Below are 20,569 nucleotides of genomic sequence, written 5' to 3' on the forward strand. Positions count from 1 at the left end.
TGGGGCAGTCTTCTCCCTCGTGGGGAGCGTTCCGAATCAGGGTCAGCCGCCGGGAGCCGGCGCGCACATGGTGGTGTGCGGCGACGACGGTCTGGCACACCGCCTCGCCGCCGAACTGCGGGGCGTGTACGAGGAACAGGTCACGCTCGTCGTGCCGCCCACCGAGCGAACGGTACGGCCGCCGGTCGTCGGGCGGGCCCGGGCCGTGTCGGCGGCGCTGCTCGACCGCGTGGTGAGCGCGGCCGTCAGCCGGGCCACCGGCACCGGCGCGCCCGCCGTCGCCCCGAGCGAACCCCTCGGCGGGCAGCGGACGTTGGAGGCCGTCGAGGCGACCGAGGCCGTGCTCGCCGAGGCAGGCGTGGAGCGGGCCGCCGCGCTGGCTCTCGTGTACGACGACGACGAGACCAACATCCGCGCCGCCCTCACCGCCCGCCGGCTCAACCCCCGGCTGCGGCTCGTCCTACGGCTGTACAACCGGCGGTTGGGCCAGCACATCGAGGAACTCCTCGACCAGGCCGCCGCGTTGGTCGACGCCGGGTACTCCGGCGGCGAGGCCTCGACCACCGTCCTGTCGGACGCCGACACCGCCGCTCCCGCGCTCGCCGCGACCGCCGTCGCCGGCACCACCAGGGTCGTCCAGACGAACGGGTTGCTGCTGCGCGCCGTCGAACGGCCGCCGACCACGCCCGGGGAGAGCGGGGAGGCCGGCGAACCGGGGCGCGCCACCCTCGCACTGCTCTCCGCGACCGGCGGCGACCCGGCCTTCGCGGACGGTTCCGAGGCCAGCGGCGAGCAGGGGCCGCTGCTGCTGCCCGACGCGGCGGCGGTGCGGGAGGCGGCCGCGTCCGGCAGACGCGGCTCCGTCGTCCTGGAGCAGGTCGCCTACTCGGCCGGGCCCGCGCTGCCCTCCGGGCGGGGGGTCGGGGTCGTCGCGCCGTTCGTCTCGCTGTTCTCGCGGCGGCTGCGGTGGTCGCTGGCCGGGCTGGTGGGCTGTGTGTTCGCGCTGGCGGTGGCGCTGTGGCTGGTGACCGGGATCCATCCGCTGGGGGCGCTGTATCTGACCCTGCTGGATCTGTTCGCCATCAACGACCCGGCGGTCGGGGCCACGACCGAGCGGCAGGTCCTTCAACTCCTCTCCGGGCTCGTCGGGTTGCTGCTGCTGCCGGTGCTGCTGGCGGCGGTCCTGGAGGCGCTCGGGACCTTCCGCGGGGCCGGGGCGTTGCGTCGGCCGCCCCGGGGGCTCGGCGGACATGTGGTGCTGCTCGGGCTGGGGAAGATCGGCACGCGCGTGCTGACCCGACTGCGTGAGCTGAACATCCCGGTGGTGTGCGTCGAGGCCGGGCCCGAGGCGCGCGGGGTCGCGGTGGCGCGGCGGCTGCGGGTGCCGGTGGTGCTGGGGGACGTCACGCAGGAAGGGGTGCTGGAGGCCGCGAAGATCCACCGCGCGCACGCGCTGCTCGCGGTGACCAGCTCCGACACGACGAATCTGGAGGCGGCGCTGTACGCGCGGTCGCTGCGGCCCGATCTACGGGTGGTGCTGCGGCTGTACGACGACGACTTCGCGACTGCCGTGTACCGCACCCTGCGGGCGGCGCATCCGCAGGCGCTGACCCGGAGCCGGAGCGTGTCGCATCTCGCGGCGCCGTCGTTCGCCGGAGCGATGATGGGGCGGCAGATCCTGGGGGCGATCCCGGTGGAGCGGCGGGTGCTGCTGTTCGCCGCGCTGGAGGTCGGGGGGCATGCGCAGCTGGAGGGGAAGACGGTCGGGGAGGCGTTCCGGGCGGGGTACTGGCGGGTGTTGGCGCTCGATGCGGGCACCGTCCGGCGCAGAGGCGGCGAGGAGACACCCGGGGGGTCGGGACTCGTGTGGGATCTGCCCGACACGTACGTCCTGCGGGGCGAGGACCGGGTGGTGCTGGCCGCGACCCGGCGGGGGCTGGCGGAACTGTTGCGGCGACGGCGCGGGGGTTCGGGAGCCTGAGCGCTCCGCTGGAAGTGCCGCGATGTGCCGTCGTTCCACTGCGGCGCCATCGTGGCTGGTCGCGCAGTTCCCCGCGCCCCTTCAGGGCGCCGGCGACTTCGCCCGACCTGCTCAGGCCTCCGAACCCCGCCCCGCCATCGCCGGAGGGGCTACGGCTTGAGGTGCCTCTCCGCGAACTCCAGTTCCAGCCGCACCTGCTTGATCCGCTCGTCCACCACCAGCGAACCGTGGCCCGCGTCGTACCGGTACACCTCGTGCACCGCGCGCCGCTCCTTGAGGCGCTCGACGTAGTTGTCGATCTGCCGGATCGGGCAGCGGGGGTCGTTGACCCCGGCCGAGATGTAGACGGGGGCCCGCACCTTGTCGACGTACGTCAGCGGGGACGAGGCCTCGAAGCGGTCCGGGACCTCCTCGGGGGTGCCGCCGAGCAGCGTGCGGTCCATCGCCTTCAGGGCCTCCATCTCGTCGTGGTAGGCCGTGACGTAGTCGGCGACGGGGACGGCCGCGATGCCCACGGTCCACGCGTCGGGCTGGACGCCGAGGCCGAGGAGGGTCAGGTAGCCGCCCCAGGAGCCGCCGGTGAGGATCAGCCGGGAGGGGTCGGACAGGCCCGAGCTCACCGCCCACTCCCGTACCGCCTCGATGTCCTCCAGCTCGATCAGGCCCACCCGGTGCTTCAGGGCGTCCGTCCAGGCCCGGCCGTAGCCCGTGGAGCCGCGGTAGTTGACGCGGACCACCGCGTACCCGTGGTCCACCCAGGCGGCCGGGGCGGCGGCGAAGGAGTCGCTGTCGTGCCAGGTGGGGCCGCCGTGGATGTCGAAGACGGTCGGGAGCGGGCCGGTCGCGCCGGCCGGCTTCTGCACCAGGGCGTGGATGCGGCCGCCCGGGCCCTCCACCCACACGTCCTGCACCGGGACCGAGCCCGGGGACTTCATGCCGGGCGGGTCGAGGACCACGTCACCGGTCGTCGAGCGGACCGCCGGCGGCTGCTCCGAGGACGACCACAGGTACTCCACGCTGCCGTCCGGCCGGGCCGTCGCCCCGGAGACCGTGCCCGGCGGGGTCGGGATGCTCTCCAGCTTCCCGCTCGCCAGGTCGTAGCGGAACAGTTCGCTGCGCGCCTCGAAGCTGTGCACGACGAGCAGGCCCGAGCCGTCCGGGTACCACTCGGCGCTGACGTCGCCCGGCAGGTCCAGCCTCAGGTCCGTCTCCGAGCCCGTGGCCACGTCCCACACCAGGGGCTCCCAGCGGCCGCGGCGCTGGTGGCCGATGAGCAGCCGGGTGTCGCCGTCGACCGGGGCGAAGCCCAGCACCTCCAGGCCCAGCTCCTTGGTGCCGCCCAGGGTGTCGTCCAGATCGGCGACCGTCGTGCCGTCCGGGCGCAGGACGCGCAGCGCGGAGTGCATCGCGTCGCCGTGCTCGGTGTGCTCGACGGCGATCAGCGAGCCGTCGTGGGAGAGGTCGCCCACGCCCGCCGACTCCCGGTGCCGGTACAGCTCGAAGGGGGGTTCGCCGGCCCGCGCCACATGGATCGTGGTGCCCTCCTCGTCCGTCGAGCGGCCGACCACCGCCGTGCGGCCGTCGCGGCCGAGGGCCAGGCCGGCCGGGTAGGAGGGTTCGAGACCGGGGGTGGCCGGCTCGTTCTCGCCGCCGTCGAAGGGCTGGCGGCGCCAGACGCCGAACTCGTCGCCGTCCTTGTCGTCGAACCACCAGATCCACGCGCCGTCCGGGGAGAGCACGCCGTCCGTCGTGCCGTTGGCCCGGTCGGTCGCCTGGCGCCGGCTGCCCGTGGAGCGGTCCCAGGCGTACAGCTCGTACGTCCCCGTCGCGTTGGACACGAACAGGGAGCGGTCAGGCGCGTCCTCCGCCCAGTCGGGCAGCGACACCCTCGGCGCCCGGAAACGCCTCTCCCAATCCGGCATGTCCTCGTACTGCTCGGGTGCGGCCGACCCGTTGCTCTCAGTCATGACCCCATACTGCCCGCCCACACCCCTCTTGGGACGCCAAGGCCCCCAGGCTGTGGACAACTTCCCACCACCTTCGCACCGACTGCCCACCGATGCCCCTCCTGACCACCCCCGTCCCGTGCCTCACCCCGCGGGTCGGCGGCCGACGCCCGCCCCGTACCGTGGGGGGCGTGTACCGGTTCCTGCTGACGCCCCGCTGGTGGGGGATCAACGTCTTCGTGCTGCTGGCCATCCCCTTCTGCCTGTTCATGGGGTCCTGGCAGCTGAGCCGGTTCGAGTCGCGGGTGGACGACCACCGCGACGCGAAGGAACAGGCCGAGTCCGCCCGGACCGACCCCGCGCGACCGCTGGCCGAGCTGCTGCCCGTGGACAAGGCGACCTCCGGCAAGCAGGCCGTCGCCACCGGGCGCTACGGCACGCAGCTGCTGGTGCCGGACCGGGAGATCGACGGCCGGGACGGCTACTACGTACTGACCCTGCTGCGCACGGACGGCGGCAAGGCGCTGCCGGTGGTGCGCGGCTGGCTGCCCGGCAACGCCGACTCGGCGAAGGCCCCGGCGCCGCCCGCCGGCGAGGTCACCGTCACCGGCGCGCTCCAGGCCTCCGAGCAGCCCGGCGACGACGGGGTGAGCGCCGAGGGCGGACTGCCGGCCGGGCAGACCGCGGCGATCAGCGCCGCGTCGCTGGTCAACCTGGTGCCGGACGACCTCTACGACGCCTGGGTCACGCTCGACACCGCCGACCCGGGGATGACGGCGGTGCCCGCGAAGGCCGCGGCCGACACGGGACTGGACCTGAAGGCGTTCCAGAACCTGGGCTACACCGGCGAGTGGTTCGTCTTCGCCGGGTTCGTGGTGTTCATGTGGTTCCGGCTGCTGCGCCGCGAGGTGGAGTTCGCGCGGGACGCGGAGCTCGGCATCCTCCCGGAGGCGGACGACGAGAGCGCCGCGGTGGTTCAGGACGAGGCCAGCACGCCCGTCCGGTAGAGCGTCCCCGCGCACGCGCCGGAGACCGTCGCGCTGACCGTCGGGGAGCCGCCGTCGGCCGTGTACGTCACCACGACGCTGCCGTCGGCCGTGCCGTCCTCGGTGACCAGCTGGGTCGAGGCGCCGGAGGTGGTCTCGCCGGAGGCGCCGGTCTGGTCGGTCGGGGTCGGCGAGGGGGAGGTCGTACCGCCGCTGTCGCCGCCGCCCGTGGTGGAGCAGTTCTCGGGCGAGGGCACCCAGGCGAACTTCACCTCGTAGGCGGAGCCGGGGGCGAGCAGGTGCCGGGAGACGTAGAGGGAGGGGTCGGGCAGACCGGCCGCCGCGTCCCCGGAGGCGTGTTCCAGCACGGTGATCTTCGCGGCGTCCGCGGCGCCCTGGGCGTCGTACGTCACGGAGACCGCGCCGCCGACGGTGCAGGTGGCGTCGGAGGAGTTCTGGACGCGGAAGGTGCCGTAGACGATGCCGGCCGAGTCGGCGACGTCGACCGCGGGGTCGGCGGCGGTGAGCTGGGCGGACTCGCAGACGGCCGCGCTCGCCGCGGTCGCGGAGGTGGAGCTGTCCGCGCCGTTGGAGGCGGTACCCGCGGACTCCTTGTCCTGGCCGGGGTCGGCGCCCCCGCCCTTGCCCTGGTCACCGGTCTTGCCTGCGGAGTCGCCGACCTTGCCCGAGGAGCCGCCGTCGGGGTTCTTGCCCTGATCCACGCCTCCCTGCGCCTGTGAGGCCTGGCCGGCGATGGAAGGGTTGGCTTCGGAGCCTCCCGCGTTCGAGACATGGAGCACGGCGGGGACGGCGGTGCCGAGGAAGAGGGCCGCGGCCGCCATGCCGACGGCCGCCTGCCGCTTGCGGGCCCGCCGGACGGGGACGGCCCGCCGCAGGTGGTCCAGCGTGCCGTCGCGAGGCTCCATCTCCTGGACGACGTCGTGCAGCATCCGGCGCAGTGCCAGCTCGTCCGAGTCGAGCCCTTCGGGGCCCTGGTCGTCGAGGTGGTGGTTCACGGTTGAGTTCCCAGCGTGCGATTCGTGACTGTCATGGCTCCGGCTGGAGTCCTGCCCGGCTTCTTCGCTCACGCCGGCGCCTCCATGGCTATGCGCAGGGCCGCGATGCCGCGCGAGCCGTACGCCTTGACCGAGCCGAGCGAGATGCCGAGGGTCTCGGCGACCTGCGCCTCGGTCATGTCCGCGAAGTAGCGCAGCACAAGAACCTCGCGCTGCCGGCGCTGGAGGTTCTTCATCGCCTTGATGAGCGAGTCGCGTTCCAGCTGGTCGTAGGCGCCCTCCTCCGCGCTGGCCATGTCCGGCATCGGCTTGGAGAGCAGCTTCAGGCCGAGGATGCGGCGGCGCAGGGCGGAGCGGGAGAGGTTGACGACCGTCTGGCGCAGGTAGGCCAGGGTCTTCTCCGGGTCGCGGACCCGCTTGCGGGCGGAGTGGACGCGGATGAACGCCTCCTGGACGACGTCCTCGCAGGAGGCGGTGTCGTCGAGGAGGAGGGCGGCGAGTCCGAGGAGCGAGCGGTAGTGCGCCCGGTAGGTCTCGGTGAGGTGATCGACGGTGGTTCCGGCCGCCACGGCCTCTTCGACGCCGTCACGCTGACTGGGGATGCGGGCGGGCCGCGCTGCGGGCATCGGCGCGATCACCGGCATGCCGCCGGACGCGCCGGCCGCACGGGGCCGGAGGGTGCCGCGCGGCGGCCGGAGAGCCGCGCCGCGGGGCGCCACAGTGAGTTCGAGTACCTCTGCCACGCCAGTTGGACACACTTCCCCCCGTGGGGGTTGTACGCGTCCGGCAGCACTTTTGCGTCGACCAAGGTCACGCGCACCCGTCTCATGTGTCCCGCTCTTCCCCTGAATCCATATGCAGGGCGTCCCCACGCCCCCACACGTCCGCGGCCACCCCCCGAGGGGTGACTGCAAAGACGCTCCCCGCCCTGCGCACGGTTGCGGAGAGCGGGGAGGAAAATCTTCGGATGCCAAAGGTGTCCGATACAAGTGTTTCGGACGGTCGACCGGCTCACATTGCTCAACTAATTCTACTGGCCTGTCAGGCTCTGGCCAGCACTTCTTCCTGCGGAGGCCCCTGGGAAAGACCCCGGAGGACCCGGAGGACGGCTCATCGCGACAGTTCCGCCGCCACCAGCTCCGCGATCTGCGCGGTGTTGAGCGCGGCGCCCTTGCGGAGGTTGTCCCCGCAGACGAACAGTTCGAGCGCCGTCGGGTCGTCCAGGGCCCGCCGCACCCGGCCCACCCAGGTCGGGTCGGTGCCCACCACGTCGGCGGGCGTGGGGAACTCCCCCGCCGCCGGGTTGTCGAAGAGGACGACCCCGGGGGCCGTCGCGAGGATCTCGCGGGCGCCGTCGACGGTGACCACGTCCTGGAAGCGGGCGTGGACGGTGAGGGAGTGCGTGGTGACGACCGGGACCCGGACGCAGGTCACGGCCACCGGCAGCTTCGGCAGCCCGAGGATCTTGCGGGACTCGTCCCGCACCTTCATCTCCTCCGACGACCAGCCGTCCTCGCGCAGCGACCCGGCCCACGGGACGACGTTCAGCGCGACCGGCTCCGGGAACGGCCCGGTGTTGTCGCCGACGGCCCGCCGCACATCCCCCGGGCTGGTGCCCAGCTCGGTGCCGGCGACCAGCGCGATCTGCTGCCGCAGCGTCTCCACCCCGGCCCGCCCGGCCCCGCTCACCGCCTGGTACGAGGAGACCACCAGCTCGCGCAGTCCGTACTCGGCGTGCAGCGCGCCCAGGGCGACGATCATCGACAGGGTCGTGCAGTTGGGGTTGGCGACGATCCCGCGCGGCCGGGTCCGCACCGCGTGCGGATTGACCTCGGGGACGACGAGCGGAACCTGCGGGTCCATCCGGAAGGCGCCGGAGTTGTCCACGACGACCACGCCCTTGGCGGCGGCGATCGGCGCCCACTGCGCGGAGACCTCGTCGGGCACGTCGAACATCGCGACGTCGACCCCGTCGAAAGCCTCCTCCGACAGGGCGACGACCTCGACCTCCTCGCCGCGCACGGCCAGCTTGCGGCCGGCCGAGCGCGGTGAGGCGACAAGCCGTATCTCGCCCCAGACGTCCGCCCGCTGGGACAGGATCCGCAGCATGACCGTGCCGACCGCCCCGGTCGCCCCCACGACCGCGAGCGTCGGTCGGCGCGTCCCCGAGATCAACGCCCGGTGCCTCCGTAGACGACCGCTTCGTCGCTGTCGGAGTCCAGCCCGAAGGCGCTGTGCACGGCGCGCACGGCCTCGTTGACGTCGTCGGCGCGGGTCACGACCGAGATGCGGATCTCGGAGGTCGAGATGAGCTCGATGTTGACGCCCGCGTCGGCCAGGGCCTTGAAGAAGTCGGCCGTGACGCCCGGGTTGGTCTTCATCCCGGCGCCGACCAGGGAGATCTTGCCGATCTGGTCGTCGTAGCGCAGCGAGTCGAAGCCGATGCCGGACTTGTTCTTCTCCAGGGCGTCGATGGCCTTGCGGCCCTCGGCCTTGGGGAGGGTGAAGGAGATGTCCGTCAGGCCGGTGGACGCCGCGGACACGTTCTGCACGATCATGTCGATGTTGATCTCGGCGTCGGCGATCGTGCGGAAGATCACGGCGGCCTCGCCCGGCTTGTCCGGCACGCCGACGACCGTGACCTTGGCCTCGGAGGTGTCGTGCGCGACACCGGAGATGATGGCCTGCTCCACCGGCTTGTCCCCTTGCTGAATCTGTCGGGTCGGCTCACTGCTGACCCACGTGCCCTGGAGCCCGCTGAAGCTGGACCGGACGTGGATCGGGATGTTGTAGCGGCGGGCGTACTCCACGCAGCGGTGGAGCAGCACCTTGGAGCCGGAGGCCGCGAGCTCCAGCATGTCCTCGAAGGAGATCCAGTCGATCTTCTTCGCCTTCTTCACCACGCGCGGGTCGGCGGTGAACACGCCGTCCACGTCGGTGTAGATCTCGCAGACCTCTGCGTCGAGCGCGGCGGCCAGGGCGACGGCCGTCGTGTCCGAGCCGCCCCGGCCCAGCGTGGTGATGTCCTTCTTGTCCTGGCTGACACCCTGGAACCCGGCGACGATGGCGATGTTGCCCTCGTCCAGCGCGGTCCGGATGCGGCCCGGCGTGACGTCGATGATCCGGGCTTTGTTGTGGACCGAGTCGGTGATGACGCCTGCCTGGCTGCCGGTGAACGACTGGGCGCTGTGGCCCAGGTTTTTGATCGCCATCGCCAGCAGGGCCATGGAGATCCGCTCTCCGGCGGTCAGCAGCATGTCGAATTCCCGGCCGCTGGGCATCGGTGACACCTGCTCGGCGAGATCGATCAGCTCGTCCGTCGTGTCGCCCATCGCGGAAACGACGACGACCACCTGGTGGCCGTTCTTCTTCGCTTCCACGATCCGCTTGGCGACGCGCTTGATGCCCTCGGCATCGGCTACGGAGGAGCCTCCGTACTTCTGCACGACAAGGCCCACGTGCGCTCCTCGCTCAGTTTGTCTCTTTCCGCACATACGCCCTTGTACTGCGGTCGGCTCAGTCTAACGAGCGCCCGCATTCCACCCCCCGAGTACCGCATCGTGAGATGTGCCGGACGCCCGCTCGGGATCTCCCTTCCCACTGAAGCGGAAGTGATAGCTGTGAATTAAGTTTCAAGCACTATTGTGCGCTTGTGCACGTACTCCTGGTGGAAGACGACGAACCGGTCGCCGAGTCGCTGCGGCGCGGACTGAAGCGCTACGGCTTCGAGGTCGACTGGGTCACCACGGGCGCCGCCGCCCTCGCCCACTCCGGCCCCTACGACGTCGTGCTGCTGGACCTGGGGCTGCCGGACACCGACGGCCTCGACGTCTGCAAGGCGCTGCGCGAGCGCGGCAGCGTGCCGATCATCGTGATCAGCGCCCGCAGCGACGAGACGGACCGGGTGGTCGGCCTGGAACTGGGCGCCGACGACTACGTGTCCAAGCCCTTCGGGGTGCGGGAGGTCATCGCACGGATACGGGCCGTGATGCGGCGCGTGCAGCAGCCGCTCGCCGCCGCGGAGAGCGGCGCGGACCGCTACGGCACCCGGCTGACCATCGACCGCAAGGCGGGCCGCGTCCACGTCGACGGCCAGGAGATCGCGCTCGCGCCCAAGGAGTACGACCTGCTGTCCTTCCTCACCGAGGAGCCGGGCGCGCTGATGTCGCGCGAGCAGATCATGGAAGCGGTCTGGGACGCGAACTGGTTCGGGCCGACCAAGACACTGGACGTGCACGTGGCGGCGCTGCGCCGGAAGTTCGCCGGCGTGATCACGATCGAGGCGGTGCGGGGCGTCGGCTTCCGCCTGGAGATCGTCAAGACGGCCGAGCCCACATGAACCGGCAACTCATCCAGAGCTACATCCTGCTCGTCGCCGTCGCCATCCTGCTGTTCACGGTGCCGGTGGCCTTCACGCTCACCAAGCAGCTGCGGGACGACACCGAGCTGTCCGTCCAGCGCGAGGCCAACACCATGGCGCTGCTGCTGGGCAACGGCGACGCCATCTCGTGCGAGGCGCTGACCGAGGTGGCCAAGGCGTACGGCGACCGCAACCCCGGCGATGTGCAGGTGACCCCCACCGACCGCTGCGTCCCGGACCTGCCGAGGCCCGCCGCCGACGCGGCGCTGACCCGGGCCGTGCAGCGCGACGACCCGACGACCGACTGGGGCTCGGACTTCATCTGGGGCAAGCGTCTGACGATCACCGTGCCCGCCCAGGGGGACGCGGCCGTACGGATCGTCTACTCGACCTCGGACATGACCACGCGGCTGTGGCAGATCTGGGGCTTCCGGGCCGGGCTCGCCGTGCTCGTCCTGGCGGCGGCCGCCGCGATCGGAGCGGTCGTCGCCCGCCGCATCACCCGCCCGCTGCGCCAGCTCAACGACATGGCGACCAAGTTCAGCGACGGCGACCTCACCGCCCGCACCCCGGTGACGGGCCCCCAGGAGACCCAGACCCTGGCCCGCACCCTCAACGCGGCGGGCGAGCGCCTCGACACCCTGATCGCCTCGCAGCGCATCTTCGTCGCGGACGCCTCCCACCAGCTGCGCACCCCGCTCACGGCGCTGCGGCTCTCCCTGGACAACATCGCGGACGGCGTCGACGACGAGTTCGTCCGGGAGGACGTGGAGCAGGCGACCGCCGAGGTGGTGCGGATGAGCCGCCTGGTCAACGGGCTGCTGGTGCTGGCACGGGCCGAGGCCAAGGTCACCGCGGCGGAGCCGCTGTCGCTGCACGACATCGTGGCCGAACGCCTCTCGGTGTGGAGACCGGCCGCCGACGAGCGCGGAGTCACCATCGCGCTCAGGGGGAGTGCCGACGACCGGCCGTCCGTGCTGGCCAGCCCCGGTCATCTGGACCAGGTGCTGGACAACGTGCTCTCGAACGCCCTGGAGGTGTCACCGGACGGCGCGACCATCACCGTCCGGGCGGTGTCGAAGGGCGACAAGGTGGTGCTGTCGGTCCTCGACCAGGGGCCGGGCATGTCGGACGCGGAGAAGTCCCGCGCCTTCGACCGCTTCTGGCGCGGTCAGGGCCTCACCGGGCGCTCCGGTTCCGGGCTCGGCCTCGCCGTCGTCAAACAGCTGGTGACGGACGACGGCGGGACGGTGACCCTCACGGACGCTCCCGGAGGCGGGCTGTGCGTGGCGATCAGCCTTCGGGCATCACCGAGGAGTGGTGGTTGACGATCTTCCACTCGCCGTTCCGCTTCTCCCACTCGTAGGTGTAGCGGGCCTTGACGACGCTCTTCTTGCCGGTGTCGTGGTCGGTCAGCGTGAACTGGTAGAGGCCCGCGTCCAGCACCGAGTTGGAGTCCAGGACGTTGATGTGGGTCTCGATCTTCTTGCCGACCGGCTTGTTCGCCAGGAAGTGCTCGAAGTAGTCGATCAGACCGGCGCGGTCGGTGCGCGGCTTGTTGGAGAGGGTGGGCAGCAGGACCGAGTCGTCGGCGTAGAGGTCGGCGACCTTCTTCGGGTCACCGGTCTGGATCGCCGCGTTCCACGTGTCGAAAAGGGCGGCGACCTGCTTCTTGGAGGGCTTCGAGGGCTTGCTGTCGCCCGCCGCACTGACCCCGACCGTCACCGTGGCGGCGGTGACGACGGCGGTGGCGGTGACGAGGGCGGCGCGTATGCGGGTCTTGCGGGTCATCGCAACTCCTGTGCGGCTTGTGTCTGTCGGGATGACTCAAGACTCGCGTCCGGCCGGTTAGGGCCCGTCCAGCCGCCGTACAGGAGACGTACAACGCCCCGCCAATTCTGCGCGCGGCCCCTCAGGCGGACCGCTGCCTGCCCCGGTCCCGCACCAGGCTGACCCCGGCACCGAGCGACACGACCCCCATGCCGACGGCCGTCAGCACGCCCTGCGACCCGTCGACCACGAAGGGGGCGACGGCTGCGACCACGAGGTTGAAGAGGAAGAGGAACCACAGGACGGGGCGGGAGGAGAGCAGGGACTTCATGGCGTCGCGTTCCTTACGGTCGACATTCTCCGGCGGGTTTCGCCGACAACCTCAACGATCCCGCCCCCGACCTGCGCAAACGAGGGAGCGCACTCCCGAACCGAGGGTGTAGACAGGTACACCATGACGTTGCTGGCGGGGATCGTGCTGCTGGGCTCGTGCGTGCAGTGGCTGACCGGGATGGGCTTCGCGCTGGTGGCCGTGCCCGCGCTGATCCTGCTGTTGGGCCCCTCCGAGGGCGTCGTCCTGGCGAACTGCGCGGCGGGCGCGATCAGCGTGGTGGGCCTGGCGGGCGGCTGGCGCCGGGTGCGCCCGGCCGCGATGGTCCCGCTGTGCGCGGCGGCCGCCTGCACGGTCCCGGCCGGAACCTGGGTGACCCGCCGACTCCCCGAGCCCGCGCTGCTGGTGGGCATGGGCGTACTGGTGACCGCCGCGGTCCTGCTGATCATGCGGGGCGCCCGCGTCCCCGCGCTGCGCGGCGCCCGGGGCGCGCTCGTGGCCGGCGCCGCGGGCGGCTTCATGAACTCGGCGGCCGGCGTCGGCGGCCCCCCGGTCTCCCTGTACGCCGTCAACGCGGGCTGGACGGTACGGGAGTTCGTGCCGAACGCGCAGTTCTACGGCGTCGTCGTGAACGCGTTCTCGGTGGCGGCGAACGGCGTGCCGAGGCTGGCCGCTCCCCAGTGGGCGTCGGTGGTCGTGGCGATGACCGTGGGTGCGCTGATCGGCCACGCGCTCGCGGGCCGGCTGCCGGAGAAGCGGGCCCGACTGCTGGTCCTGGGACTGGCGTTGGCGGGCGGGCTGACGGCGACGGTCAAGGGGCTCACCGCGCTCGCGTGAGCGCGCGACTGCGCTACGGTCGCCGGATGGACGTTCTGCGCTATGTCGCCTTCGCCACCGACCCGGCCGGGGGCAACCCCGCGGGTGTCGTGCTCGACGCCACCGGCGTCGACGACGCGACCATGCTGGCCACGGCGGCGGAGGTCGGCTACTCGGAGACGGCGTTCGTGGTGCCGTCCGACGACGGCCCGGCCGTCCGGTACTTCAGCCCGCTCGCCGAGGTGCCGTTCTGCGGCCACGCGACGATCGCCACCGCCGTCGCCCACGCCGACCGGCACGGCGCCGGAACGCTGAACCTGCGCACCGGTGTCGGCGTCGTCCCCGTCACCACGGCCGTGGCCGAGGACGGGACCACGGTGGCGACCCTGGTGAGCGTCCCGCCGCGCACGGCGCCTCTCGCCGGCCCCGACCTGGCCGAGCTGCTGTCGGCGCTGCGCTGGTCCGCCGACGACCTCGACCCGGCGCTGCCGCCGCGCGCCGCCTACGCGGGCGCCTGGCATCCGGTGATCGCCGCGGCCGAGCGGGGCCGGCTGGCCGACCTCGACTACGACGTGCCCGCGCTGACCGCGCTCATGGCCCGGCACGGCTGGACCACGATCGACCTGGTCTGGCGGGAGTCCCCGACGCTCTTCCACGCGCGCAACCCGTTCCCGCCCGGCGGGGTCGTCGAGGACCCGGCCACCGGCGCGGCGGCCGCGGCCTTCGGCGGCTATCTCAGGGAACTCGAACTCGTCGCCGCCCCGGCGACCTTGACGGTCCGCCAGGGCGAGGACATGGGCCGCCCGAGCACCATCACGGTGACCGTCCCCGACGGACGGGACACCGGCATCGCTGTCACGGGCGCGGCCGTACCGATCTGACGCGGGGCGCGGGACCCGGAACCGGGGAGCAGCGCGCGTCAGTTGGCGGGGCGTACGCCGAGGCGCTCGCCGATCTCCTCCGCCATCACCCGGCCCGCCTCGAACTCGAGGGTCTCGTCGCCGAGCGGGGTCTGGTCGGTGTCGAGGCCGTCCAGCTCCTCCAGGGGCTGGTTCAGACGCACGTGCGCGAGCACCGAGTGCAGGGCGCGCAGGGTCGCCGAGGCCGTGGAGCCCCAGTTGGAGAAGTAGGAGAACTGCCACCACCACAGGGCCTCGGTGGTGCGGCCCGCGCGGTAGTGGACCATGCCGTGGCGCAGATCGGCGATGACGTCGGCGAGGTCGTCGGAGATCCGGGCGGGCACGGGCGCCTTGCGCGGCTCGTACGGGTCGAAGACCTCCGAGTAGACGTCCACCGGCTCCAGCAGGCGGGCCAGGTTCTCCCGGAGTTCGTCCGCGTCCGGCTCGAAGCCCGGGTCGGGCTCGTAGCGCTCGTCCGGGAGGATGTCCTCGTGGGCGCCCAGGCGGCCACCGGCGAGGAGCAGCTGGGAGACCTCCAGGAGGAGGAAGGGGACCGCCGAGCCCGGCTCGTCGCCCTTCGCCACCTCCGTGACGGCTACCAGGAAGCTCTCGACCTGGTCCGCGATCTGGACCGCGAAGTCGTCCGGGCTCTGGTCGGTCGCGTGCAGCGTGGCGTCAGACATCTAGGAGTCGTCTCCCCTCGAAGGCGCGGCCGAGGGTGACCTCGTCCGCGTATTCCAGGTCGCCACCCACCGGGAGGCCGCTGGCCAGGCGGGTGACCTTCAGGCCCATGGGCTTGATCATGCGGGCGAGGTAGGTGGCGGTCGCCTCGCCCTCCAGGTTCGGATCGGTGGCCAGGATCAGCTCTGTGACCGTACCGTCGGCCAACCGCGCGAGGAGTTCTCGTATCCGGAGGTCGTCGGGACCGACCCCCTCGATGGGGCTGATCGCGCCGCCGAGGACGTGGTACCGGCCCCGGAACTCGCGCGTGCGCTCGACCGCGACGACGTCCTTCGGCTCCTCCACGACACAGATGACGGAAGGGTCCCGGCGGGCGTCACGGCAGATGCCGCACAGCTCCTCCTGCGCCACGTTGCCGCAGGTCGCGCAGAAGCGGACCTTCGCCTTGACCTCCATCAGGCACTGCGCGAGCCGCCGTACGTCCGTCGGTTCCGCCTGCAGGATGTGGAAGGCGATCCGCTGCGCGCTCTTGGGACCGACGCCGGGCAGCCGCCCGAGCTCGTCGATGAGGTCCTGGACCACGCCTTCGTACAACGGACTGCCGTCCTTCCTGAGGGTTCCTTGCAGTACGTACGGTAGTTGGCCGGGGCCGGTCTTAGAAAGGCAGTCCCGGGATACCGCTGCCGCCGCCCAGGCCCTGGGCCAGCGGGCCGAGCTTCTGCTGCTGGAGCGTCTGCGCGTTCTCGTTGGCCGCGTGGACCGCCGCTACGATCAGGTCGGCCAGGGTCTCGGTGTCATCGGGGTCCACCGCCTTCGGGTCGATCTGCAGGGCGCGCAGCTCGCCGGATCCGGTCACCGTGGCCTTGACCAGGCCGCCGCCGGCCTGTCCGTCGACCTCCGTGTTCGCCAGCTCCTCCTGGGCCAGGGCCAGGTCCTGCTGCATCTTCTGGGCCTGCTGAAGCAGCTGCTGCATGTTGGGCTGGCCGCCACCGGGAATCACGAATCGGCTCCTGTCTGCCTTCTTGTCGCTGTCTGCCACTGAGCCTACGTGCTCCATGAGCCCGTCGCCCTGTCACTCTTTCGAGTGAGCCACTTCGCTGTCCTATACCTGATCAAGGCATCATTCCGGGCGGAAAAGCAGTGAAAGCTGCCCCTTCGCCACCCATTGGGCGGTAGTAAGGGTCCGGCACATCAGCATCACGCGTTACGCGGAGTAACCGAGTCAGTAGGGAGTGCGGGTGGGTCAGCAGCCGGAGATGCAGCCCGAGGGTCCGCCTCAGGACGGGCGGGGCGAGGGCGCGGCCGGGCTGCGGCCGGGCGACCTGACCGGGCGGCCGTTCCCGCTCGGGGACTGGGGCGAGCCCGCCGAACGGCTCGACGAGCTGTACCGGTGGGTGGAGCGCGGGGCGCTGGAGACCGCCGCCTGGTACCTCGCCGACCGGGTGTGGAAGCGGCGCGGCGCGCGCGTGCTGCGCACCGGGGCCGCGGCGGGGGCGGTGTGCGCGGCGGCGCTGCCGTTGCTGGACCTCTCCCGGGTGCTGGGCGGGGTCGCTCCCTGGGGGTATCTGGCGCTGCTGATGGCGGTGGCCTGTGTGGCGGTGGACCGGTTCTTCGGGGTGACGTCCGGCTGGATAAGGGACGTGGCCACCGCGCAGGCCGTGCAGCGTCGGCTCCAGGTGCTCCAGTTCGACTGGGCGTCGGAGAGCGTCCGGGAGGTGCTGGGCCCGGCCGACGGCACGGCGAGCGAGGCGGCCGAGCGGTGCCTGGCGGTGCTGCGGCGGTTCTCGGAGGACGTCACGGACCTGGTGCGCACGGAGACGGCCGACTGGATGGTGGAGTTCCGGACCGGGCCCGCGCCCATGGGCATCCAGGCGGCGGTCGCCTCCGGCGGCCGCTCGGACGGTTCGGGAGCGGGCCGCTTTTCGATGCCCCCCGGGGTGAACGCCCGGCCGAACATGCCCAGGCAGCGCCCCCCGGAGCCGAGGTGACGGCATTCGCCCCCGCGGTCCGTCGGCTGCGACGAGCCAGGAGTCGAGGCAGCGGTCATCCGCGGCGGTACGTCAGCTTCTCCCCCGTGCCGGTGTTGACGCGTTGCAGACGGCCGTCGGCGAGCAGGGTGACCTCGGAGGCGGCGCCGGGGCTGCACGAGGACAGGGGCTCGCCGGCGGTGACCTTGGAGGGGCCGATCTCCAACGGGCCCTGACCGCCGGGCCGTTCGGTCAGGTCGGCGCTGAACTCGCAGTGGTAGGCGTCCCCGTCGGCAACCAGGGCGAGCACCGCGTCGCCGACCTCGCCCTGCGAGATGGTCAGCCGGCGGGTGTTCGAACCGCTGTCGTTCTCGATGGTGGTCGTCCAGGTGCCGAGGTAGCCCGCCGGGACCACCCCGTCCGTCGGGGAGGCGGAGGCGGACGCGGAGGGCGAGGCGGACGCGGACCCGCCCGGGGTGGGCAGCGCCGAGGCCTTCGGCGAGGAGGACGCCGAACCGCCGGGCGCCGGGCTCGCGGCGGCGTCGCCGTCGTCGCCGTTCATGAACGCGTACACCGAGCCGCCTGCGGCGATCGCGACCACGAGAGCCACCAGGACGAGCAGGGCGGTCGCACGGCCGCTGCGGCGCGGCGGCTCCTCGGGGCCGGCGGGACCTGTGGGACCTGTGGGACCTGTGGTCGGCCGGTACGGGTCGTAGGGCGGGGTGGCTCCGGCGGCGTACGGGTTGTAGGGCGCCGGCCCGCCCGGCGGCTGGGGCGGGTAGCCGTAGCCCGGGGCGGCCTGGGCCGCGGCCGGATGCGGCTGGGGGTGGCCGTACGCCGGGTGGGCCGGGCCGGCGTCCGCGCCCGGCGGGGGCGGCTGCGGCGGGATGCGGTCGAAACCCGCGACCAGCGTCGGGCGGTGGTCCGGCGAGAGCGCGTCGCCGCGCGGGCCGGAGTGCTCCGGAGCGGCCTCGGGGGAGGCCGCCGCGTACCCGGCGGGGAACCGCTCCGCGCCCTCGGGGTCCTCCACCTCCAGCAACCGCACGGCGTGCCGGCCGAGCTGGGCCACCAGGGCGCCGGGCAGCCAGGGGTCGCGGGAGCGGCCGTCGGAGACGGTGTCGTCGACGCCCGTCAGCTCCAGGACCCGGTCGAGGGAGGGACGGGCCGCCGGGTCCTTGCGCAGGCACGCGCGGACCAGGTCGGCGATGCCCTCGGGGACGCCCGACAGCTCGGGCTCCTCCTCCGCGATGCGGAACATCAGGACGTGCACCCCGCTGTCGGCGGCGCCGAAGGGAAGGCTGCCGGTGGCGGCGAAGGCGATGACCGAGCCGAGGCAGAAGACATCGCTGGCCGGGGTGACCCCGTCGCCGCGCAGCTGCTCGGGGGCCATGAAACCGGGTGAGCCGACCACCGCGCCGGCCTGGGTCAGCGGGCCCTCGCCGGTCACGCTCTCCAGCGCCCGCGCGACGCCGAAGTCGATCACCCGGGGTCCCTCGATGGTGACCATCACGTTGGACGGCTTGAGGTCGCGGTGGACGATCCCCGCCGCGTGGATGTTGGCGAGCGCGTGCGCGAGCCCGGCGGCGAGGATGCGCACCGACCGCTCGGGCAGCGGACCGTGGTCCTGGCTCACCACCTGCTGGAGGCTCGGCCCGGCGACATAACCGGTGGCGACCCAGGGCACGGCGGCCTCGGTGTCGGCGTCCAGGACGGGCGCGGTCCAGAACCCGCCGACCCGCTGCGCGTTGCGCACCTCCTGCCGGAACCGCGCCCGGAACTCCTCGCGCGCGGCCAGCTCCCGCCGGACCAGCTTCACGGCGACGGTCCGCCCCCGGTCCGAGCGGGCCAGGTAGACCTGCCCCATGCCGCCCGCCCCGAGCCGCGCGAGCAGCCGGTAGCCGCCGATGCGCTGCGGGTCCCCCGGGCCCAGCTTCTCCATCGCAGCGCCGCCTTTCCCCCACATGTGTGATCGAGACATGTGTATTTCCAGCCGAGAATAATCCGGCCGTTCGGGGAGTAGGGACGCGCGGTGTCTACGGTTCCGTAACGGGAACGTCCGCGCCGGGCGGTTCCGCGGCGGGAGCCGCCAGGCCGTCCAGGACCGTGGACAGGCGTTCCAGCAGGTGGACGGCCTCGGCGAGCTCCGCCTCACCGAACTCCCGCGCCAGCCGGTCGGCGAACGCCGTGTGCCCGGGGTCGATGCCGGCGATCGCGGCGCGCCCCTGCCCCGTGGGCGCGAGCAGCTTGGCACGCCGTCGCTTAGGCAGCATGCTGTCAATGCCGTTCCGTCTCCGCCGACGCCCGACAACCTGTCGCAAAAACGCCCCCGCTACGGCACAGGACGCCGATATCGCTTCCGCATCGCGGACTTCTACGCTCCCCGGCATGACCCCTCAGACCGACCTCCAGGCCGGCGCCGCCGTGAAGGCAGCGGACCGCGCGCACGTCTTCCACTCCTGGTCCGCCCAGGAGCTCATCGACCCGCTCGCCGTGGCCGGCGCCGAGGGGTCGTACTTCTGGGACCACGACGGCAAGCGGTACCTCGACCTGGCCAGCGGGCTCGTCTTCGCCAACATCGGCTACCAGCACCCGAAGGTCGTCGCCGCGATCCAGGAGCAGGCTGCGCGCATGACCACCTTCGCGCCCGCCTTCGCGATCGAGGCCCGCTCGGAGGCCGCCCGGCTGATCGCCGAGCGCACCCCCGGCGACCTGGACAAGATCTTCTTCACCAACGGCGGGGCGGACGCCGTCGAGCACGCCGTGCGCATGGCGCGGCTGCACACCGGACGCGCCAAGGTGCTCGCCGCCTACCGCTCGTACCACGGCGGCACCCAGCAGGCCGTGAACATCACCGGCGACCCGCGCCGCTGGGCCTCCGACACCGCGACGGCCGGGGTCGTGCACTTCTGGGCCCCCTACCTGTACCGCTCCCGCTTCTACGCGGAGACCGAGGAGCAGGAGTGCGCCCGCGCCCTCGATCACCTGGAGACGACGATCGCCTTCGAGGGGCCGGGGACGATCGCCGCGATCATCCTGGAGACCGTGCCGGGCACCGCCGGGATCATGGTCCCGCCGCCCGGCTACCTCGCCGGGGTCCGCGAGCTCTGCGACAAGCACGGCATCGTCTTCATCCTGGACGAGGTCATGGCCGGGTTCGGCCGCACCGGCGAGTGGTTCGCGGCCGACCTGTTCGACGTGACGCCCGACCTGATGACCTTCGCCAAGGGTGTGAACTCCGGCTATGTGCCGCTCGGCGGCGTCGCGATCTCCGGCGCGATCGCGGAGACCTTCGGCAAGCGGCCCTACCCGGGCGGCCTGACGTACTCCGGGCATCCCCTGGCCTGCGCGGCCGCCGTCGCGACGATCGAGGTCATGGCCGAGGAGGCAACCGTCGAGAACGCGAAGAACCTCGGCGCGTCCGTCGTCGGACCGGGGCTGCGGGAGCTGGCCGAGCGGCACGCGAGCGTCGGCGAGGTGCGCGGGGTCGGCATGTTCTGGGCCCTGGAGCTGGTGAAGAACCGGGAGACGCGCGAGCCGCTCGTGCCGTACAACGCGGCCGGCGAGGCGGGCGCGGCCATGGCCGCCTTCGGCGCGGCCGCCAGGAAGGCCGGGGTGTGGCCGTTCGTGAACATGAACCGCACCCACTTCGTGCCGCCGCTCAACGCCTCCGAGTCCGAGGTCAAGGAGGGCCTCGCCGCCCTGGACACGGCGCTCTCGGCGGCCGACGCGTACACGGAGCAGGGGTACTCGGGGACAGATCAGGGGCGCATCCGGGCCGTTACGCGCATAAGGCCTTGATTTCGTCGAACGCGTAAG

19 protein-coding genes and 1 pseudogene are annotated in these 20,569 nt (G+C 72.5%); 8 read left to right on the forward strand and 12 right to left on the reverse strand.

The window, feature by feature from the left end; all coding sequences use genetic code 11:
* The first annotated feature begins 67 nt into the window (after positions 1-67).
* Positions 68-1,981: an NAD-binding protein gene (locus AB0J04_RS05790; protein ID WP_363167145.1), complete on the forward strand. Its 1,914-nt coding sequence runs from the start codon at positions 68-70 to the stop codon at positions 1,979-1,981.
* A 149-nt stretch (positions 1,982-2,130) separates the two neighbouring features.
* Here the strand turns inward: AB0J04_RS05790 and AB0J04_RS05795 are convergent, their stop codons facing one another.
* Entirely contained in the window at positions 2,131-3,948 is a 1,818-nt protein-coding gene (locus AB0J04_RS05795; protein WP_363167112.1) for a prolyl oligopeptidase family serine peptidase, read from the reverse strand.
* A 170-nt stretch (positions 3,949-4,118) separates the two neighbouring features.
* Between AB0J04_RS05795 and AB0J04_RS05800 the strand changes: the two genes are divergently transcribed.
* Positions 4,119-4,934, forward strand: a complete 816-nt coding sequence (locus AB0J04_RS05800) for an SURF1 family protein (RefSeq protein WP_363167113.1) — start codon at positions 4,119-4,121, stop codon at positions 4,932-4,934.
* On the opposite strand, the gene AB0J04_RS05805 is transcribed toward AB0J04_RS05800, so the two are convergent.
* The 4 genes from AB0J04_RS05805 to AB0J04_RS05820 all read right to left on the reverse strand — a co-directional run bounded on the left by AB0J04_RS05805 (position 4,904) and on the right by AB0J04_RS05820 (position 9,387).
* Positions 4,904-5,929 carry a hypothetical protein gene (locus AB0J04_RS05805; protein WP_363167114.1) on the reverse strand — a complete coding sequence of 342 codons (1,026 nt, stop codon included), beginning with the start codon at positions 5,927-5,929 and terminating at the stop codon, positions 4,904-4,906. The genes AB0J04_RS05800 and AB0J04_RS05805 overlap by 31 nt on opposite strands.
* A gap of 68 nt (positions 5,930-5,997) precedes the next feature.
* Entirely contained in the window at positions 5,998-6,573 is a 576-nt protein-coding gene (locus tag AB0J04_RS05810) for a SigE family RNA polymerase sigma factor (RefSeq protein ID WP_363167146.1), read from the reverse strand.
* A gap of 466 nt (positions 6,574-7,039) precedes the next feature.
* Positions 7,040-8,101 carry an aspartate-semialdehyde dehydrogenase gene (locus AB0J04_RS05815; protein ID WP_358802764.1) on the reverse strand — a complete coding sequence of 354 codons (1,062 nt, stop codon included), beginning with the start codon at positions 8,099-8,101 and terminating at the stop codon, positions 7,040-7,042.
* The gene (locus tag AB0J04_RS05820) at positions 8,101-9,387 is read right to left on the reverse strand and encodes an aspartate kinase (RefSeq protein WP_351910334.1); all 1,287 of its coding nucleotides are present in this window, start codon (positions 9,385-9,387) and stop codon (positions 8,101-8,103) included. The genes AB0J04_RS05815 and AB0J04_RS05820 overlap by 1 nt, the downstream gene beginning before the upstream one ends.
* 194 nt (positions 9,388-9,581) lie before the next feature.
* Between AB0J04_RS05820 and AB0J04_RS05825 the strand changes: the two genes are divergently transcribed.
* Together AB0J04_RS05825 and AB0J04_RS05830 are read left to right on the forward strand one after the other, a co-directional pair.
* Positions 9,582-10,268, forward strand: a complete 687-nt coding sequence (locus AB0J04_RS05825) for a response regulator transcription factor (RefSeq protein WP_363167115.1) — start codon at positions 9,582-9,584, stop codon at positions 10,266-10,268.
* Entirely contained in the window at positions 10,265-11,617 is a 1,353-nt protein-coding gene (locus AB0J04_RS05830) for a HAMP domain-containing sensor histidine kinase (RefSeq protein WP_363167116.1), read from the forward strand. Before AB0J04_RS05825 ends, AB0J04_RS05830 begins: the two co-directional genes overlap by 4 nt.
* On the opposite strand, the gene AB0J04_RS05835 is transcribed toward AB0J04_RS05830, so the two are convergent.
* Positions 11,583-12,080 carry an SgcJ/EcaC family oxidoreductase gene (locus AB0J04_RS05835; RefSeq protein WP_363167117.1) on the reverse strand — a complete coding sequence of 166 codons (498 nt, stop codon included), beginning with the start codon at positions 12,078-12,080 and terminating at the stop codon, positions 11,583-11,585. The two genes, AB0J04_RS05830 and AB0J04_RS05835, sit on opposite strands and share 35 nt — an antisense overlap.
* A gap of 121 nt (positions 12,081-12,201) precedes the next feature.
* On the reverse strand, positions 12,202-12,390 hold the full coding sequence (locus AB0J04_RS05840; protein WP_363167118.1) for a hypothetical protein: 189 nt from the start codon (positions 12,388-12,390) through the stop codon (positions 12,202-12,204).
* Between the two features lie 123 nt (positions 12,391-12,513).
* Between AB0J04_RS05840 and AB0J04_RS05845 the strand changes: the two genes are divergently transcribed.
* Together AB0J04_RS05845 and AB0J04_RS05850 are read left to right on the forward strand one after the other, a co-directional pair.
* Positions 12,514-13,227: a sulfite exporter TauE/SafE family protein gene (locus AB0J04_RS05845; protein ID WP_363167119.1), complete on the forward strand. Its 714-nt coding sequence runs from the start codon at positions 12,514-12,516 to the stop codon at positions 13,225-13,227.
* A 26-nt stretch (positions 13,228-13,253) separates the two neighbouring features.
* The gene (locus AB0J04_RS05850) at positions 13,254-14,087 is read left to right on the forward strand and encodes a PhzF family phenazine biosynthesis isomerase (protein WP_363167120.1); all 834 of its coding nucleotides are present in this window, start codon (positions 13,254-13,256) and stop codon (positions 14,085-14,087) included.
* Positions 14,088-14,125: 38 nt separating this feature from the next.
* Here AB0J04_RS05850 and AB0J04_RS05855 read toward each other — a convergent pair whose 3' ends face one another.
* From AB0J04_RS05855 to AB0J04_RS05865, 3 genes are all read right to left on the reverse strand, one after another.
* A complete protein-coding gene (locus AB0J04_RS05855; protein WP_363167121.1) occupies positions 14,126-14,788 on the reverse strand; it encodes a DUF5063 domain-containing protein in 663 nt (220 codons plus the stop codon).
* A complete protein-coding gene (gene recR / locus AB0J04_RS05860; RefSeq protein WP_363167122.1) occupies positions 14,781-15,380 on the reverse strand; it encodes a recombination mediator RecR in 600 nt (199 codons plus the stop codon). Before recR ends, AB0J04_RS05855 begins: the two co-directional genes overlap by 8 nt.
* Before the next feature lie 61 nt (positions 15,381-15,441).
* Positions 15,442-15,786, reverse strand: coding sequence for a YbaB/EbfC family nucleoid-associated protein (locus AB0J04_RS05865; protein ID WP_363167123.1), 345 nt, complete (start codon positions 15,784-15,786; stop codon positions 15,442-15,444).
* Positions 15,787-16,024: 238 nt separating this feature from the next.
* Between AB0J04_RS05865 and AB0J04_RS05870 the strand changes: the two genes are divergently transcribed.
* Positions 16,025-16,774, forward strand: coding sequence for an SLATT domain-containing protein (locus tag AB0J04_RS05870; protein ID WP_363167124.1), 750 nt, complete (start codon positions 16,025-16,027; stop codon positions 16,772-16,774).
* A 55-nt stretch (positions 16,775-16,829) separates the two neighbouring features.
* Here the strand turns inward: AB0J04_RS05870 and AB0J04_RS05875 are convergent, their stop codons facing one another.
* Together AB0J04_RS05875 and AB0J04_RS05880 are read right to left on the reverse strand one after the other, a co-directional pair.
* On the reverse strand, positions 16,830-18,692 hold the full coding sequence (locus tag AB0J04_RS05875; protein WP_363167125.1) for a serine/threonine-protein kinase: 1,863 nt from the start codon (positions 18,690-18,692) through the stop codon (positions 16,830-16,832).
* A gap of 94 nt (positions 18,693-18,786) precedes the next feature.
* Positions 18,787-19,008: pseudogene (locus AB0J04_RS05880) on the reverse strand (MarR family transcriptional regulator); the annotation flags it as partial.
* A 130-nt stretch (positions 19,009-19,138) separates the two neighbouring features.
* On the opposite strand from AB0J04_RS05880, the gene AB0J04_RS05885 reads away from it, so the two are divergent.
* Positions 19,139-20,551 (forward strand): aspartate aminotransferase family protein, encoded by a 1,413-nt coding sequence (locus AB0J04_RS05885; protein WP_363167126.1) that lies wholly within the window; start codon positions 19,139-19,141, stop codon positions 20,549-20,551.
* Positions 20,552-20,569: the final 18 nt, after the last annotated feature.

The organism is Streptomyces sp. NPDC050263, assembly GCF_040655955.1.
Lineage (GTDB): Bacteria > Actinomycetota > Actinomycetes > Streptomycetales > Streptomycetaceae > Streptomyces.